15 protein-coding genes and 2 pseudogenes are annotated in these 15,760 nt (G+C 73.6%); 5 read left to right on the plus strand and 12 right to left on the minus strand.

What is annotated here, in order from left to right:
• Positions 1-229: 229 nt before the first annotated feature.
• The 5 genes and pseudogenes from prcA to KUM42_RS00685 all read right to left on the minus strand — a co-directional run bounded on the left by prcA (position 230) and on the right by KUM42_RS00685 (position 3,032).
• Positions 230-1,084: a proteasome subunit alpha gene (gene prcA / locus KUM42_RS00675; protein ID WP_237494398.1), complete on the minus strand. Its 855-nt coding sequence runs from the start codon at positions 1,082-1,084 to the stop codon at positions 230-232.
• A 3-nt stretch (positions 1,085-1,087) separates the two neighbouring features.
• Complete coding sequence (gene prcB, locus KUM42_RS00680; protein WP_237494399.1) at positions 1,088-1,933, minus strand: proteasome subunit beta; 846 nt, start codon at positions 1,931-1,933, stop codon at positions 1,088-1,090.
• A gap of 163 nt (positions 1,934-2,096) precedes the next feature.
• Entirely contained in the window at positions 2,097-2,420 is a 324-nt protein-coding gene (locus tag KUM42_RS20360; RefSeq protein WP_370629349.1) for an endonuclease domain-containing protein, read from the minus strand.
• Positions 2,336-2,653: pseudogene (locus KUM42_RS20365) on the minus strand (endonuclease domain-containing protein); the annotation flags it as partial. The pseudogene KUM42_RS20365 and the gene KUM42_RS20360, both read right to left, overlap by 85 nt.
• A gap of 169 nt (positions 2,654-2,822) precedes the next feature.
• Entirely contained in the window at positions 2,823-3,032 is a 210-nt protein-coding gene (locus tag KUM42_RS00685) for a ubiquitin-like protein Pup (protein ID WP_237494400.1), read from the minus strand.
• 105 nt (positions 3,033-3,137) lie between these two features.
• Here KUM42_RS00685 and KUM42_RS00690 point away from each other — a divergent pair, with 105 nt between their 5' ends.
• Both KUM42_RS00690 and KUM42_RS00695 read left to right on the plus strand, forming a co-directional pair.
• Positions 3,138-3,671, plus strand: coding sequence for a 2'-5' RNA ligase family protein (locus KUM42_RS00690; RefSeq protein ID WP_237494401.1), 534 nt, complete (start codon positions 3,138-3,140; stop codon positions 3,669-3,671).
• Between the two features lie 129 nt (positions 3,672-3,800).
• Positions 3,801-4,340: pseudogene (locus KUM42_RS00695) on the plus strand (maleylpyruvate isomerase family mycothiol-dependent enzyme); the annotation flags it as partial.
• A 42-nt stretch (positions 4,341-4,382) separates the two neighbouring features.
• Here the strand turns inward: KUM42_RS00695 and dop are convergent.
• The 3 genes from dop to KUM42_RS00710 all read right to left on the minus strand — a co-directional run bounded on the left by dop (position 4,383) and on the right by KUM42_RS00710 (position 8,928).
• Positions 4,383-5,888 (minus strand): depupylase/deamidase Dop, encoded by a 1,506-nt coding sequence (dop, locus tag KUM42_RS00700; protein ID WP_304610729.1) that lies wholly within the window; start codon positions 5,886-5,888, stop codon positions 4,383-4,385.
• Positions 5,889-5,988: 100 nt separating this feature from the next.
• The gene (arc, locus tag KUM42_RS00705; RefSeq protein WP_237494402.1) at positions 5,989-7,767 is read right to left on the minus strand and encodes a proteasome ATPase; all 1,779 of its coding nucleotides are present in this window, start codon (positions 7,765-7,767) and stop codon (positions 5,989-5,991) included.
• 153 nt (positions 7,768-7,920) lie between these two features.
• Complete coding sequence (locus KUM42_RS00710; RefSeq protein WP_237494403.1) at positions 7,921-8,928, minus strand: tRNA (adenine-N1)-methyltransferase; 1,008 nt, start codon at positions 8,926-8,928, stop codon at positions 7,921-7,923.
• Positions 8,929-9,013: 85 nt separating this feature from the next.
• On the opposite strand from KUM42_RS00710, the gene KUM42_RS00715 reads away from it, so the two are divergent.
• Complete coding sequence (locus tag KUM42_RS00715; RefSeq protein WP_237494404.1) at positions 9,014-9,973, plus strand: RecB family exonuclease; 960 nt, start codon at positions 9,014-9,016, stop codon at positions 9,971-9,973.
• A 122-nt stretch (positions 9,974-10,095) separates the two neighbouring features.
• Here KUM42_RS00715 and KUM42_RS00720 read toward each other — a convergent pair whose 3' ends face one another.
• From KUM42_RS00720 to KUM42_RS00735, 4 genes are all read right to left on the minus strand, one after another.
• Positions 10,096-10,857 carry a cyclopropane-fatty-acyl-phospholipid synthase family protein gene (locus tag KUM42_RS00720; RefSeq protein ID WP_237494405.1) on the minus strand — a complete coding sequence of 254 codons (762 nt, stop codon included), beginning with the start codon at positions 10,855-10,857 and terminating at the stop codon, positions 10,096-10,098.
• Between the two features lie 111 nt (positions 10,858-10,968).
• A complete protein-coding gene (locus KUM42_RS00725; protein WP_237494406.1) occupies positions 10,969-11,697 on the minus strand; it encodes an HAD family phosphatase in 729 nt (242 codons plus the stop codon).
• 45 nt (positions 11,698-11,742) lie between these two features.
• Positions 11,743-12,462, minus strand: coding sequence for a class F sortase (locus KUM42_RS00730; RefSeq protein ID WP_237494407.1), 720 nt, complete (start codon positions 12,460-12,462; stop codon positions 11,743-11,745).
• 101 nt (positions 12,463-12,563) lie between these two features.
• On the minus strand, positions 12,564-13,337 hold the full coding sequence (locus KUM42_RS00735) for a hypothetical protein (RefSeq protein WP_237494408.1): 774 nt from the start codon (positions 13,335-13,337) through the stop codon (positions 12,564-12,566).
• Positions 13,338-13,670: 333 nt separating this feature from the next.
• On the opposite strand from KUM42_RS00735, the gene KUM42_RS00740 reads away from it, so the two are divergent.
• Both KUM42_RS00740 and KUM42_RS00745 read left to right on the plus strand, forming a co-directional pair.
• Entirely contained in the window at positions 13,671-14,309 is a 639-nt protein-coding gene (locus KUM42_RS00740) for a copper resistance CopC family protein (RefSeq protein WP_237494409.1), read from the plus strand.
• Complete coding sequence (locus KUM42_RS00745) at positions 14,306-15,751, plus strand: copper resistance D family protein (RefSeq protein WP_237494410.1); 1,446 nt, start codon at positions 14,306-14,308, stop codon at positions 15,749-15,751. The genes KUM42_RS00740 and KUM42_RS00745 overlap by 4 nt, the downstream gene beginning before the upstream one ends.
• Positions 15,752-15,760: the final 9 nt, after the last annotated feature.

A 15,760-nucleotide genomic window follows, 5' to 3' on the forward strand; every position in this document is an offset into this window, starting at 1 on the left:
TGCGCCCGGGCACGGTGTCGGTGAGCTCGTTCAGCGCCTGGCGCCGGGACAGCGGCCGCGCCGTTCCCCGCTGACCCCGCGCTGCTCAGGGGGTACCGGCCGGACCGGTCGCTGGGCGAGGCGGTCGTGCCGGGCCCCGACAGGTGACGCCGGGGTGTCGGCGGGGCCACCTGCCCGAGCCCAGGCGTCGACGGCGCGCTGGGCTCGGGGCGACGAGCGCCGCTCCCGCTCAGCGGGGGTCGGCGCCCTGCTGGTCGGGGTTGCCGCCGGCAGTGTCGACCGCCGTGGGGTCACCGAGGCCGGGCGGGGTGCCCGGCGCCGGTGCGCTCGGCGTGTGGGTGGCCGCGGGTCCGGTCCCGTCGTCGGGCGCCGGCTGGTCGGTCAGCAGGGCCGCGAGGGCCGCGCCGCTGACCCGGCGGAAGGTGCGCTTGGGACGGCGCCTGTCGAGGACAGCGACCTCGAGCTGCTCGGCGGGCAGCTGGTCGTTGGTGCCGCCGTTGGCCGAGGTGGCCGGGCTGACCGCCGAGAGCGCCTGCACGCCGACCCGCAGCGCCTCCGCCAGGCCCAGGCCCGGGGTGAAGTGCTGGCGCAGGTGGCCGGTGACCGCCTCGGCCTGCCCACCCATGACCACGAACTCGGGTTCGTCGACGATGGAGCCGTCGAAGGTGAGCCGGTACAGCTGGTCGGCCGCCGCGGTGTCGCCGACCTCGGCCACGCAGAGCTCGACCTCGTAGGGCTTCATCTGCTCGGTGAAGACCGCGCCGAGGGTCTGGGCGTAGGCGTTGGCGATGACCCGGCCGGTGACGTCGCGCCGGTTGTAGGAGTAGCCGCGCACGTCGGCGAGCCGGATGCCGGCCACCCGCAGGCTCTCGAACTCCGAGTACCGGCCGACGGCGGCGAAGCCGATGCGGTCGTAGAGCTCGCTGACCTTGTGCAGGGTCGAGCTGGGGTTCTCGGCGATGAACAGGACGCCGTCGGCGTAGGTGAGGACGGCGACGCTACGGCCCCGGGAGATGCCCTTGCGGGCGTACTCGGAGCGGTCACGCATGACCTGCTCGGCGGAGGCGTAGTACGGCATGGTCATGGGTCAGCCCTCCTGGCTCTGGGCGGCGGACCGCTCGGCGATGACCGTGCCGGCGACCGCGGCCACCTCGTCGTCGCTCAACCGGACGGCGCCCTCGGCGTCGACGCGGTAGACGATCGGGTAGAGCCGCCGCACCGGGTCGGGCCCGCCGGTGGCGGAGTCGTCGTCGGCGGCGTCGTAGAGGGACTCGACGACCGTGCGGGTGGCGTCGTCGGCGGACAGGCCCGGACGCCACGTCTTCTTCAGCGAGTTCTTGGCGAACAGCGAGCCGGAGCCGACCGAGGCGTAGCCGCGCTCCTCGTAGTTCCCGCCGGTGATGTCGTAGCTGAAGATGCGGCCCGGGCTGGTGCCCTCGGCGGCGTCGAGGTCGTAGCCGGCGAACAGCGGGACGACGGCCAGGCCCTGCATGGCCGCCCCCAGGTTGCCCCGGATCATCGCGGCGAGGCGGTTGGCCTTGCCGTCGAGGGACATGGTCATCCCCTCGATCTTCTCGTAGTGCTCGAGCTCGACCTGGTACAGCCGGACCATCTCGATCGCGATGCCCGCGGCACCGGCGATGCCGATGACCGACCAGGAGTCGGCGGCGTAGACCTTCTCGATGTCGCGGCTGGAGATCAGGTTGCCCATGGTCGCCCGCCGGTCACCGCCCATCAGGACGCCGCCGGCGTAGGTGGCGGCGACGATGGTCGTGCCGTGCGGGGCGACCTCCCCCACCGGCAGCGTCGGCAGCGCGCGGCGGCCGGGCAGCAGGTCGGGGGCACTGGTGCCCAGGAAGTCGGTGAACGAGGAGCCCACCCGGTCCAGATAGGCGGGCGAGAAGCCGCTCCGGCCCGTTGACGCGTCGGTCACCCATCCACCTCTCTCGCCGCCAGGAGAGCACGGCCTCGACTGCACGGACTCGGCCGGCGGGACACCGCCGGACCTCGCTGCGACCCTACCGGCGGTCCGGGCAGCCGCATGTCCGCGGACGGCGGTCGGGTCCGATGGCCGACAGGCCCGTGGGCGCACGGCCTCAGTGCGCCCCGTCCGGGTACATCGCCAGCCATCGGGCCATCCCTGGACTGCGGGCCGGTTCACCGGAGGACCCGGTGCTCCCGCGCCCCTTCACCGCCGCGTCTCCGCCGGTCACAGCGTCGAGCGCGAGCGCGCGGTGCTCCTCCACGTAGTCCGCCGCCGCACGGAGCACCGTCGGGTCATCCCGGGGCAGCCCGAGACCCTGGTTGCACCGCTGGCAGAGCAACGCTGGTTGCACCGCTGGCAGAGCAACGCCCTGATCCGACCGGTCGTGTGGTCGTGGTCCAGGTGTCCTGGACCCGCCGCGCCACAGATGGCACACGCATCGCCTTGCTCTTCGCGCAGGGCATCGACCTCAGCTCGGGTCAGGCCGTAGCGCCGCTTCCAGTAGGCCTCGCTGCTGGACGCGCGATTGCAACGGAGACAGAGACTGCCGAAGCCGGCGGACTGCCTGCTGTTCCGCGAGTAGTCCTCGTGCGCCACGGCCTGCTGGCAGCCGGGACACCAGCGGAAACCGTCCGGGATCCACGAGTGGTCACGGACGGACCGACCCATCGACTCTCGGGAGCGGCGGTACCACTCGCCGTTGCGCTGACGATTGCACTCCAGGCAGTAGAACGACAGCCCGTCCGGCAACACCCTGTTCTTGCCGAAGGCCTGGGCGGACTGGCGCTCACCACAGTCCGGACAGCGCTTCACCTGACTACTCAGAGCAGTCAGTTGATCACTGACCGCCCTTCTGAACGTACGATTTCACGAACTCCTCGGCGTTCTCCTCCAGCACCCCGTCGATCTCGTCGAGGAGCGAGTCGACGTCGTCGGTGACCTCCTTGGTGCGCTCGGAGGTCTCGGTGTCGACCGAGGCCTCGACCTCCTCGGTCTCCTCGCGCGAACGCGTCGACCGCTGCTGCCCGCCGGTGTCCCTCGTGGCCATCTCACCCTCCGGTGTGTGGTGTGGGTCCTGTTGCAGCGAACCTACTCGCGGCATGCGACAGTCCGCCGTCGTTCCGGGGACGGCTGCTGCCGCTACCGTCCCGGCATGGCCGAGCGGCGAGCACTCAGCGGTCTGGTCGTCCCTGTTCCGGAGGCGGAACGAGTGGTGGCCGCCCACCGCCGCCGGTTGGACGCCAACGCCGCCCTGGGCGTTCCTGCGCACGTGACGGCCCTCTTCCCGTTCGTCTCCCCCGCCGACCTGACCAACGACGTCCTGTCCCGCGTCGCCCGGGTGGTGGGCGCCGTCCCGGTGTTCGACCACTACTTCGGTCGCACCGACTGGTTCGGCAACGACGTCGTGTGGCTGGCGCCCGAGGACCCGGCGCCCTTCGTCGAGCTGACCGGACGGCTGCACGCCGAGTTCCCGGACCACCCGCCCTTCGGCGGGGCCTTCGCCGAGGTGGTCCCGCACCTGACGGTCGGCCACGGGCACCCACGCGCCACCCTGGCCGAGGCGGAGCTCGCCGTCCGCGCCGGCCTGCCGGTCTCGGGAACGGCGACCGAGGTGCACCTGCTGACCCAGGACGGACCGGGCGGCCGGTGGACGCGGCGGCACCGGTTCCCCCTCCGCCCTCGCTGAGCCTTCCTGGATCCCGCCGATCGGCGGTTGTGTTGGGGATAACGGCGGAACGCGATCCGATGAGATGCTGGCGGCGCGACGGTCCTCGCTCTCGACGCCCGGCGCGCGACACGACGACGGAGGCAGCAGATGACCGAGCACGACGCCCGCCCCTGGGTGGCGGACACCTACGACGGCCTCGCCGACCTGGTGACCGGCAGCGACTGGGACGCCCCCTCGCTCTGCACCGGGTGGCAGGTCCGGCACGTGCTGGCGCACGTGACGATGCCCGCCCGGCTCACCCCTGAGCAGTTCGGCGCCGAGATGGCGGCGGCCGGCGGGGACTTCGGCGTCCTCTCCGACACCGTGGCCGCCCGGGACGCCGTGCTGCCGCCGACCGAGCTCCTCGCCACCCTCCGCTCCCCCGCGCTGCACGGCTGGCAGCCGCCGGGCGGTGGCGCGGCCGGGGCGCTCAGCCACGCCGTCGTCCACTCCCTCGACGTCACCGTCGCCCTCGGCGTAAGGCCGACCGCGCCGGCCGCGGCCCGGGCCGCCGTCCTCGACCTGCTCGGCGACGGCCGCGTCTTCGGGCTCGACCTGACCGGCGTCCGGCTGGAGGCGAGCGACACCGACTGGAGCACCGGCCACGGCGACGTCGTGCGCGCGGACAGCGCCGAGCTCGTCGCGCTGCTGGCCGGGCGCACGCTCCTCGACGGCCGGGCACTCCCCGGGTCAGCGCCCGGTGATCGTGTCCACGAGCTCGGCGGCGGTCGACGTCGAGTCGAACAGCGCGCCCACGTGCTCCCGCGTGCCCCGCAGCGGCTCCATGGTCGGGATGCGCACCAGGTTCTCTCGGCCCACGTCGAAGACCACCGAGTCCCACGACGCCGCGGCCACCTGCGCCGGGTAGCGCCGCAGGCACTCGCCGCGGAAGTAGGCACGGGTGTCCTCCGGGGGGCTGGTCATCGCCGCGGTGACCTCCTCGTCGGTGAGCAGCCGCTGCATCGACCCGCGCGCCACCAGCCGGTGGTAGAGCCCCTTCTCCGGCCGGACGTCGGAGTACTGCAGGTCCACCAGCTTCAGCCGCGCATCGCCCCAGCTCAGCCCGTCACGCTGCCGGTAGCCCTCCAGCAGCCGCAGCTTGGCCGGCCAGTCCAGCCGGTCGGCCAGCCGCATGGGGTCGACCGCCAGCTCCTCGAGCACCTCGCCCCACCGGGCCAGGACGTCGGCGGTCATCGGGTCGTCGTCCCCGCGCGAGGCGACGAAGGCCCGGGCCTGCGCCAGGTACTCCTGCTGCACCTCGATCGCGGTGAGCCGGCGGCCGTCGCGCAGCCGCACCCGGTGGGTGAGCGAGGGGTCGTGGCTGACCGCCTGCAGTGCCGCGACCGGCTCCTCGATGGTGAGGTCCTGGGTCAGCGCCCGCGCCTCGATCATCGCCAGCACGAGCGCCGTCGTCCCGACCTTGAGGTAGGTCGACAGCTCGGACAGGTTGGCGTCGCCGATGATCACGTGCAGCCGGCGGTGCTCGTCGGGGTTGGCGTGCGGCTCGTCGCGGGTGTTGATGATCGGCCGCTTGAGCGTCGTCTCCAGGCCCACCTCGACCTCGAAGAAGTCCGCGCGCTGGGAGAGCTGGAAACCGTCGACCCGGCCCTCGACACCGATCCCCACCCGGCCGGCCCCGGCGAACACCTGACGGGTCACGAAGAACGGGATCAGGCCGCGGATGATGTCGATGAACGGCGTCCGGCGGCTCATCAGGTAGTTCTCGTGCGACCCGTAGCTGGCGCCCTTGCCGTCGGTGTTGTTCTTGTACAGCTGGATGGGCTGGGTGCCGGGCACCTGCGCCGCCCGGCGGGCCGCCTCGGCCATCACCAGCTCGCCGGCCTTGTCCCACAGCACGATGTCGCGCGGGTTGGTGCACTCCGGGGTCGCGTACTCCGGGTGGGCGTGGTCGACGTAGAGCCGCGCGCCGTTGGTGAGGATGACGTTGGCCATCCCGGCGTCGTCCTCGAGGTCGTTGTGGTCCAGCGCGGTGGCCGGCGACAGGTCGAAACCGCGGGCGTCGCGCAGCGGCGACTCCTCCTCGAAGTCCCACCGCGGCCGCCGCCGGGTGGGCGCCCCGGCCACCGCCCAGGCGTTCACCACCTGGCTCGACAGCGTCGTCGGGTTCGCCCCCGGCTGGCCCGGCACGGAGATCCCGTACTCGAGCTCGGTGCCCATCACCCGTCGCACGCTCATGGGCGCCAGGTTAGGCGGGCCCGGTGACGGGCCGGTGGACGGACGACGACCGGCCCCTGCCGCAGGTGCAGCAGGGGCCGGTCGTCGGGCGAGGTGGGCGTTACAGGTACTGGCCGGTGTTGGTCGCGGTGTCGATGGCGCGGCCGCTCTCGGCGCCCTTGCCGCTGATGAGCGTGCGGATGTAGACGATCCGCTCGCCCTTCTTGCCCGAGATCCGCGCCCAGTCGTCGGGGTTGGTCGTGTTGGGCAGGTCCTCGTTCTCCTTGAACTCGTCCACGCACGCGGTCATCAGGTGCCCGACCCGCAGACCGCCGACCCCGGTCTCCAGACGGTCCTTGATCGCCATCTTCTTCGCGCGGTCGACGATGTTCTGCAGCATGGCGCCGGAGTTGAAGTCCTTGAAGTACAGGACCTCCTTGTCACCGTTGGCGTACGTGACCTCGAGGAACCGGTTCTCCTCGGTCTCGGTGTACATCCGCTCGACGGTGCTCTGGATCATCCCGGCGATGGTCGCCTCGCGGCTGCCGCCGTGCTCGGCCAGGTCGTCGGCGTGGATCGGCAGCGTGGTCGTGAGGTACTTGGTGAAGATGTCGCGCGCGGCCTCGGCGTCCGGACGCTCGATCTTGATCTTCACGTCGAGCCGGCCGGGGCGCAGGATCGCGGGGTCGATCATGTCCTCGCGGTTGGAGGCGCCGATGACGATGACGTTCTCCAGCCCCTCCACGCCGTCGATCTCGCTCAGCAGCTGCGGCACGATCGTGGACTCGACGTCGGACGAGACGCCGGACCCGCGGGTGCGGAAGATCGAGTCCATCTCGTCGAAGAAGACGATGACCGGCGTGCCCTCGCTGGCCTTCTCCCGGGCGCGCTGGAACACCAGGCGGATGTGCCGCTCGGTCTCACCGACGTACTTGTTGAGCAGCTCGGGGCCCTTGATGTTGAGGAAGAAGGACTTCCCCTGACTCCGGTCGGCGTCGCCGTTGAGCTCGGCGACCTTCTTGGCGAGGGAGTTGGCCACCGCCTTGGCGATGAGCGTCTTCCCGCAGCCGGGCGGGCCGTAGAGCAGGATCCCCTTCGGCGGGCGCAGCTCGTACTCGCGGAACAGGTCGGCGTGCAGGAACGGCAGCTCGACGGCGTCGCGGATCTGCTCGATCTGCCGGGAGAGCCCACCGATGTCGGAGTAGTCGATGTCGGGGACCTCCTCCAGCACGAGCTCCTCGACCTCGCTCTTGGGGATCCGCTCGAACACGTAGCCCGACCGGGGCTCCAGCAGCAGCGAGTCACCGCTGCGCAGCGGCTGCCCGTCGAGGGAGTCGGCCAGCCAGACCACGCGCTCCTCGTCGGTGTGCCCGACGACCAGGGCGCGGCGCGGCATGCCCGGCAGCGGCTCGAGCAGCTCCTTGAGCGTGACGACGTCACCGGCCCGCTCGAAGCCCTGGGCGGCGACCACGTTCATCGCCTCGTTGAGCATGACCTCCTGGCCGTGCTGCAGCCCGTCGAGCTCGACCTCCGGGGAGACCGCGACCCGCAGCTTGCGGCCGCCGGTGAAGACGTCGACCGTGCCGTCCTCGCAGCGGTCGAGGAAGACGCCGTAGCCGTTGGGCGGCTGGGCCAGCCGCTCGACCTCCTCCTTCAGCGTCACCAGCTGGTCGCGCGCCTCGCGCAGCGTGCCGGCCAGCTTGTCGTTGCGCTCGGAGAGGAAGGCCGCGCGGGCCTCGGCCTCGGACAGGCGCTCCTCCAGCGCGCGCACCTGGCGCGGGCTGTCGGACACCTTGCGTCGCAGCAGGCCGATCTCCTCCTCGAGGTAGGAGATCTGGCTGATCAGAGAGGCGACGTCACGCTCACGCCGCGCACGGAACTCGTCGGGACCCAGGGCCATCGCGCACCTCCACACACATCGGGGGGAGCATCGGAGCAAGCTCAGGCGCCAATCTATACACGCCGGGACCGACCGCGCCGCCGTTGTGGAACAGCTGCGCGCGGGTGGGCCCCGGCGTCATCCACCCGACACGTGCGGGCGGTCACGAGCGGGTCAGACGAGCTTCTTGCGGCGCTGCCGCATGGGTGCCACGGCCCCCTCGGCGAGCCGGCGGGCGGTGACGAGGAACGCGGTGTGGGCGACCATCCGGTGCTCGGGGCGCACCGACAGTCCCTCGGCGTGCCAGGGGCGCAGCAGGGTCTCCCAGGCGTAGGGCTCGGTCCACAGCCCCTGCGTGCGCAGCGCCTCGACGTACACCGACAGCTGGGTGGTGGTGGCGACGTAGCCGACCAGGACGCCGCCGGGCCGCAGCGCCCCGGCCACCGTGGGCAGCACCGCCCAGGGCTCGAGCATGTCCAGCACCACGCGGTCGACGACCTCGGTGGCCGGGTGCTGGTCCAGGTCGCCCAGCCGCAGCGACCAGTTGGCCGGCACCTCGCCGAAGAAGGCGCCCACGTTGCCGCGGGCGACGTCGGCGAAGTCCTCGCGGCGCTCGTAGCTGGTGAGCGTGCCGTGCTCACCGACCGCGCGCAGCAGCGAGCAGGACAGCGCACCGGAGCCGGCGCCGGCCTCCAGCACCCGCATGCTGGGGCCGATGTCGCCGAAGCCCACGATCTGGGCGGCGTCCTTGGGGTAGATGACCTGCGCGCCGCGCGGCATCGACAGCACGAAGTCGGCCAGCAGCGGCCGCAGCGCCAGGTAGCCGGTGTTGGCCGTGGAGTGCACGACCGAGCCCTCGGGCGCACCGATCAGGTCGTCGTGGGCGATCGCACCGCGGTGGGTGTGGAACTCCTTGCCGGCCTCCAGGACGACGGTGTGGTGCCGGCCCTTGGGGTCGGTCAGCTGCACCCGGTCACCGACGACGAACGCGCCCTCGACCGGCTCGCCCGGCTCGGCAGCCTCGACCTCCTGCAGGACGGGCGCCTCCGTCGGGACCTCCGTCGGGACCTCCGTCGGGACCTCACCCGGCATCTCCGCCGGGACTCCCGTCAGCGCCTCCGTCAGGGTCTCCACCGGGATCTCGGTCTGCTGGTCGGGCACGCTCTCGGTTCCGTCGCTCACGTACCGGCAGGGTACGGACGGCGAAACGCCGGGCCACCGGGGCGGACACGCGGAACTGTCGGACCCGCGTCCTAACCTCGGACCCATGACGGCGACCCTGGCGAGCGACCAGTCCACGGAGGTCCTCCCGGCGGGGGCCACCGCGGCGAGCCTGGTGGCGCGGACGACGGCGGCCGACACCGCCCCCCGCCGCCCCTCGCTGTCCCCCTCACGGGCCGCGGACTTCAAGTCCTGCCCGCTGCTCTACCGGTTCCGCACCATCGACCGGCTGCCGGAGAAGAAGTCCCGGGCCGCCGTGCGCGGCACCCTGGTGCACTCGGTGCTGGAGAAGCTCTACGACCTCCCGCCGGCCGAGCGCACCGTCGCCGCCGCGCAGACCCTGGTCGACCCGGCCTGGGCCGAGCTGCGCGAGGAGCCCGGCGTGGCCGAGATGTTCGAGCTCCCCGAGGGCGCCGAGCCGCCGAAGGAGAAGGACAGCCTCGAGGCGTGGCTGGCCTCGGCCGGCGAGCTCGTGGAGACCTACTTCCGGCTCGAGGACCCGACCCGCATCCAGCCCGCGGGCCGCGAGGAGCTGGTCGAGGTCACCCTCCCCGACGGGCTGCTGCTGCGCGGCTACGTCGACCGGCTCGACGTGGCGCCCACCGGCGCGCTGCGGGTGGTCGACTACAAGACCGGCGGGATGCCGCGCGAGGCCTTCGAGGGCAAGGCACTGTTCCAGATGAAGTTCTACGCACTGGTGCTGTGGCGCACCCGCGGCGTGGTCGCCGCCCAGCTCAAGCTGCTGTACCTCAAGGACGGCGACGCGCTCACCTACTCCCCCGACGAGGCCGAGCTGCTGCGCTTCGAGCGCACGCTGCAGGCGATCTGGTCGGCGATCGAGCGGGCCGTGGCCACCGGTGACTTCCGGGCCAACAAGAGCAAGCTGTGCAGCTGGTGCGACCACCAGGCGCTGTGCCCCGCCTTCGGTGGCACCCCGCCGCCGTTCCCGGCCGAGGCCGCCGCGGCCGCCGGCTGGCGCACCACCCTGGCGGTCACACCCGTCTGACCGGAGCACCGGCCTGACCGGGCCACCTGTCCGACCCGGACACCGGCCTGACCCGGACACCCGTCTGGCCGGACCTCGCCCTGACCGGAGCACCGGCGGCACCGTGACCGGGACGGCGGTCCTCAGGGACGCCCGGTCTCCGCTGTGCCCAGGTCGTGCAGCAGCACCGTCGCGAAGCCCAGTTCGCGCCGCCACCCCCGGACCCACATGTCGCGGTGCTCACGGGCGGTGGCCAGGGCCTGCTCCCGGTCCTCGACGGTCCGGGCGTCCTGCAGCGCCCAGGCGACCAGCGAGCCGGTCCAGGAGAACTCGTAGTCGTCCCACTCGGCCAGTGAGCTGACGTGCCCGTAGCCGGGCTCGAAGCCGTGCACCCGGGCGCGGTCGAGCAGGCCGATCAGGTCGGTCAGGCCGCCGGGCCAGTCCCCCACCGCCTCCAGCGCCGCCGCCGACGGCGGGCCCTCCCAGATGCCGTCACCCAGCAGCACCTGGCCACCGGGTCGCAGATGGCGGCGCACCGCGGCCAGCGTCCCGTCCAGCCCGCCGAAGGCGTGGCTGGCGCCGACGCACAGCACCACGTCGAACACGCCGCCGGCCCAGCCGGCGGCGTCCCCCTGCTCCCAGTGCACCCGGTCGCCCACCCCGCGCTCCCAGGCGGCGGTCACCACGTCCGCGGGCAGGTCGAGGTCGAGCCCGACCCCGGTCGCCGTGGGGTGCGCGGCCAGCAGCTCGGTCAGCCAGACGCCGTGCCCGCAGCCGAGGTCGACCGCGCGGCCTCCCTCGGGAAGGACCAGCCGCTCGACCAACGTCGCAACCTTCGCCGGTGACACCGGCGCGGCCACCGGGTGGTGGGCATGGGCGATGTCGCTGAGCTCGCTGCGGTCCATCGGCGCACCGTGCCACCCGCCGCACCGACGGTCGACCGGGTTTCCCGGTCCGGCCCGGGAACCTGCCGACCTCTCCTGCCCAGCCGTGTCCGCGACCGCCCGACCCTCAGGTCAGGCCGCAGGGCTCCCCACGGCCAGGAAGCCGTCCAGGTCCTCGATGGTCAGGCCTTCCAGCGACAGCCGCAGGGTCAGACCGGGCTGTGGTTGCAGTCGCTGTACCAGCGGCACACCCAGCACGGACGCCCCGGCGGCCAGCCCGGACGTCGTCCCGACCAGCGAGTCCTCGATGACCAGGCTGGACGCGGGGTCGACGTCCAGGTCCGTCATCGCCTTGCGGTAGGGCGCCGGGTCGGGCTTGCGCGCCCCGGCCTCGTCACCGCAGACGGTGACGTCGAAGGGGTCGGTGCCCAGCTCGGCGGTGATCCGGTCGAGCACGAGCTCGGCGACGCGCCGCGGGGTGGTGGTCACCAGCGCGGTGCGGAGCCCGGCTGCGCGCACGGTGGCCAGCAGCTCCCGGGCGCCAGGGCGCCACGGCATGCCGCGGCTGGTCATCAGGGCGGCGGTCTCGTCCTCGACCCAGCGGGCGTCGGCCTCGGCGTCCTGGATGGCGGGGTCGAGCCCCAGGTCGGCGTAGATGATCTCCATGGCGGCGAGCATCGAGGTGCCGGCGGTGCGCTCCCGTGCCTCGGCCGACAGGGCGCCGCCCAGCTGCGCGGCCAGGGCGTACATGGCCTCGCCCCACAGGTCCTCGGTCTCGACCAGCGTGCCGTCCATGTCGAACAGCACTGCCTGCAGTCGCTGTAATGAGCCGGACGGGTGGTCGACGGGGGTCTCGGACACGCGCGACAGTCTAGGGACGCCGTCCCGGCTGCCCCGGCCGTCGGCTCAGGCGGGGTGGGTGCCGGTCATCGTGGCGAACACGATGATGTTGTCCTCGTAGCTGCGGGCGCTCTTGTCGAACGCGCCGCCACAGGTGATCAGCCGCAGCTGGGCGTCCGGGGTGTCGCCGTAGACCTCGATGGTCGGGAAGTCGTCCTTGGGGTGGCGCTCCACCCGGTCGACGGCGAACACCGCGACGGTGCCGTCGGCGCGGGTCACCTCGACCTCGTCGCCGGGCTTCATGGCCCCGAGCTCGAAGAAGACACCGGGCCCGGCAGCGGCCGAGTCCACGTGTCCGAGCAGCAGGGCCGGCCCGACGGCGCCGGGGGCCGGGCCGCGCTCGTACCAGCCGGCCTGGTCGTTGGGGCCCAGCGGCGGCACCTGGACGGTCCCGTCGTCGTTGAGGCCGAGCTTCAGCAGGTCGCTGGTCACCCCGATGGCCGGCACGCTGAGCGACACCGGTGCAGCGACCGGTTCCGCCGGGGCCTGGCTCGCGGTGGCCGGCGGAGCCGCCGGCGCGAGGGAGGACGGCGCCGCGGACGACGGCATCGCGGTGGTCGGCGCGGCGGCGGACGACGTCACGCCCGGGTCGGCGGCGGCCGGCTGGGGTGCCCGCTCCTGCCCGGTGACCGAGATGACGACGGCGACGAGGGCCACGACGGCCAGCACCACGGCCAGCAGCGTCCAGGTGCGGGAACTCGGCCGGCGGCCGGTGTGCTCGCTCACGGCGGTCCTTCCAGGGGCGGGCGGGGAGGGGATGTGCGGCGGTGCTGGTGGCGCGGGGACGGGCCGCGCGGGGAGGTGCTCCCCGCGCGGCCCGAGCCGGATCAGGCCTGGTCGGCCTGACGACGGCGGTAGGCGACGGCGCCGGCGGCGACGGCACCGGCGGCGGCGAGGGCACCGACGCCCATGACCGCGGTGTTCTCCGTGCCGGCGGTGCTGCCCGCACCGGTCTCAGCGCCACCGATCGGAGCGGCACCCATCTGCGCGACCTTCAGCCCACCACAGGCGGCGGGGGCGGTGGCCTCCATGGGCAGCGAGGGGTCGAGGTCGCTCTTGACGTCACCGTCGTAGGCACCGGACCCGTCCTTGTCGACACCGTGCAGCACGAGCACGGCGGTGCCGGCCTCGAACGCCGCGTGGACGTCGTCGGTGACCTCGAAGGTGCGCTCGTAGCTGATCGTGCCGTTGTCGGCGGTCGGGAACCGGTCGATCGCCAGGCCGCTGGTCGGGCTGGTGTCACCGGAGGTGGTCAGCGAGGTGCCGATGGCGCCGTAGTACTTGGCGGCCTCGGTGACGCTGACGAAGCCGTCCTTGTCCGCGTCGTCGGCGAGGTCGTTGCTGGGGCAGGTGCCCATCGCGCCGATGTGGAAGTGCTGGGCGTGCGGGGAGCCGGCGAGCAGGCCCTTGGCCTCGATCATGACGGTCGCGGTGTTGCCGTCCAGGGTGACCATGCCGGTGCCGGTCACGCCGGAGGCGTTCACCGAGCCCAGGGTGGCCTGGTAGCTGTGCGGGCCCTCGTGGGCCGAGGCGGCGGTCATGGTCAGCAGCGGGAACGCCGCGGCGATCGCCAGGGCCGGGAGTGCGTATGCCTTGCGCATGGTGTGCTCCTCGTTCTCGGAGTGCTGCCACGCCCTCGGGAGGAGGTGACAGCGGACGGCGGGTGGTCGCCGCTCGCCCTCGTCGTCGGTGGGCGCACCGGTGCGCCCCCGCCGTGGAACAGTCCGGCAGCACCGGACCGCCGGCAGGTCCCCCCAGCGGGATCTCCCCCGCTGCCGCGCCGACTGCACCGTGTTCGCAGCGAGGTGGTGGATCGGTTCAGTGCCCGGCAAGAACGGGCTGGGCGCCCGCTGTGCGCCCGCCCCCACTGCTCCTGCTCCGCCGGCGCACAGGCGGCGCCGAACCGGAAGACCGGTCGCTGACGAACACCTGTCATGACCGCACCGCGAGCGCTGCCCTCCTCCCGGACCGTCGTCCACCGACGCCGGTGGCAGACGCTCCTGGTCGGCACGCTGGCCGCGGTCCTCCTCGGCGCCGGGACCCTGCCGGCCCAGGCGCACGACGCGCTCGTCGGCACCGTCCCGCTCAACACCGAGACCCTGACCACCTCCCCGGCGACCGTGGAGCTCACCTTCACCGAGGAGCCGCTGCCGCTGGGCACCGAAGTGCGGGTGGTCGGTCCGGACGGCGCGGAGGCCTCCTCCGGTGCGGCCGAGATCCGCGGCACCACGGTCGTCCAGGCCCTGGCACCCTCGCTGCCGGCGGGCGCCTACGCCGTCGAGTGGCGCAGCACCTCCTCCGACGGCCACGGGCTCACCGGCACCCTCACCTTCACCGTCGCGGCCGGCACCCCGGCCAGTGCCTCCTCCTCGGCCACCCCGGCGCCCGGGACGACCCAGGCAGCGGCGGCAGCCGGGACGACAGCGGCAGCCGGGACGACGACGGCCCCGCAGCCGGCGGCGGCCAGTGGTCCCGCGGACTCCGGTCCGCCCACCGGTTGGCTGGTGGCCGGGGTGGTCGTGCTGGCCGCCCTCGGCGCGCTGTTGGCGCTGCGCCTGCGCAGGCGGGCATGAGCACCACCGCGCCGGTCGCGCCGCTCCGCACGGAGCAGCCGCCGGCCGTCCCGGGCCCGCGGACGGGCCGCCGAGCGGTCGTCTGGACCGCGGCCGCGGTCGCCCTGGTGCTGGTGCTGCTCGGCGGGATGGCGGTCGGCGGGGCCTCCGAGGCCGTGCCCGACGGGCTGAGCGACCCGGGCCCGCTGGTCGACCAGGGCGCCTCCGTGGTGACGCTGATCGGCCGGATCGCGTCCGTGGGCACGATCGGCGCGCTGCTGTTCGCCGCCGTCCTGCTGCCGGGCGGAGCGGGCACGCTGGCGCCCTCGGCCCGGCGGGCGGCGCGCGCCGCGTCGGTCTGGGCCCTGGCCTGGGCGGTGGCGACCGCACTCGGCGCGTTCCTCACCGTGTGCCGGCTGGTGGGCCGGACGCCGACGTCGGTCCCGCTGTCGGCGGTGCGCGTCTTCCTCCTCGACACCGGGGCGGGGCAGGCCGTGCTCATCGTCCTGGCGCTGACCCTCGCCGTCGCCGCAGCGGCGCGCCGCTGCGCCGGTGTCCTCGGCGCCTGGGTGCTGCTGCTGGCCGCGGTGGCCGCACTGGTGGTCCCGGCCGTGCTCACCGGGCACTCCTCGACCGCCGACGACCACCTGCTCGCGGTCACCACCCTGGCCGTGCACGTCGCCGCGGCGAGCCTGTGGATCGGCGGGCTCGGTGCCCTCCTGGTGTTCGGCCGCCGGGACGAGCGGCTGACCACCGCAGTGGGACGGTTCAGCCGCCTTGCCCTGCTGTGCCTGCTGGCCACCGGGATCACCGGGGTCGTCGCCGCGTCGGTGGTCCTGGGCGGCCCCGCGGCCGTCGTCGACGCCGTCGGCACCGGCTACGGCTGGCTGCTGCTGGGCAAGACGCTGGGGCTGGTCGTGCTCGGCGTCCTGGGCTGGCAGCACCGCCGCCGCACGGTGCCGCAGCTGGCGGCCGGGCGACCCGGTGCGTTCCGCCGGCTCGCGGTCGTCGAGGTCTTCGTCATGCTGGCCACGGTGGCGCTGGCCGTCGCGCTGGGCTCCTCCCCTCCCCCGGCCGCCGCCGCACCGACCACGGCCGCCGTGGCCGGCCCCGCGTCGACCGGCCCGGCGACCTCGGACCCCGCGGCACCTGCCCCGGCGGGCACCACCCCGCCGCCGAAGGCCGGTGGTCCCATGGCCGGTCACGACCACGGCCCGCTCACCGTGGGGGTGCTGGTCGACGGCACCCGCTTCCACGTCGCCCACCCCGTCGCGGCCGGGTCGCGGGTCTCCGTGTTCAACGGCAGCGGCCAGCAGGTCACCCTCACCGCGGCCGACGGCTCCTTCGACGTCACCGTCCCCGCCGGCTCCCTGATGACCTTCCGGGCCCCCGACCAGCCCGGCGAGCACCCCTTCACCAGTCGCCACTCCGCGTCCTACGCCGACGTCCTCGTCGTCGAGTAGCGGCCCCGC

The sequence above is a fragment of the Modestobacter sp. L9-4 genome, from assembly GCF_019112525.1.
GTDB lineage: Bacteria > Actinomycetota > Actinomycetes > Mycobacteriales > Geodermatophilaceae > Modestobacter.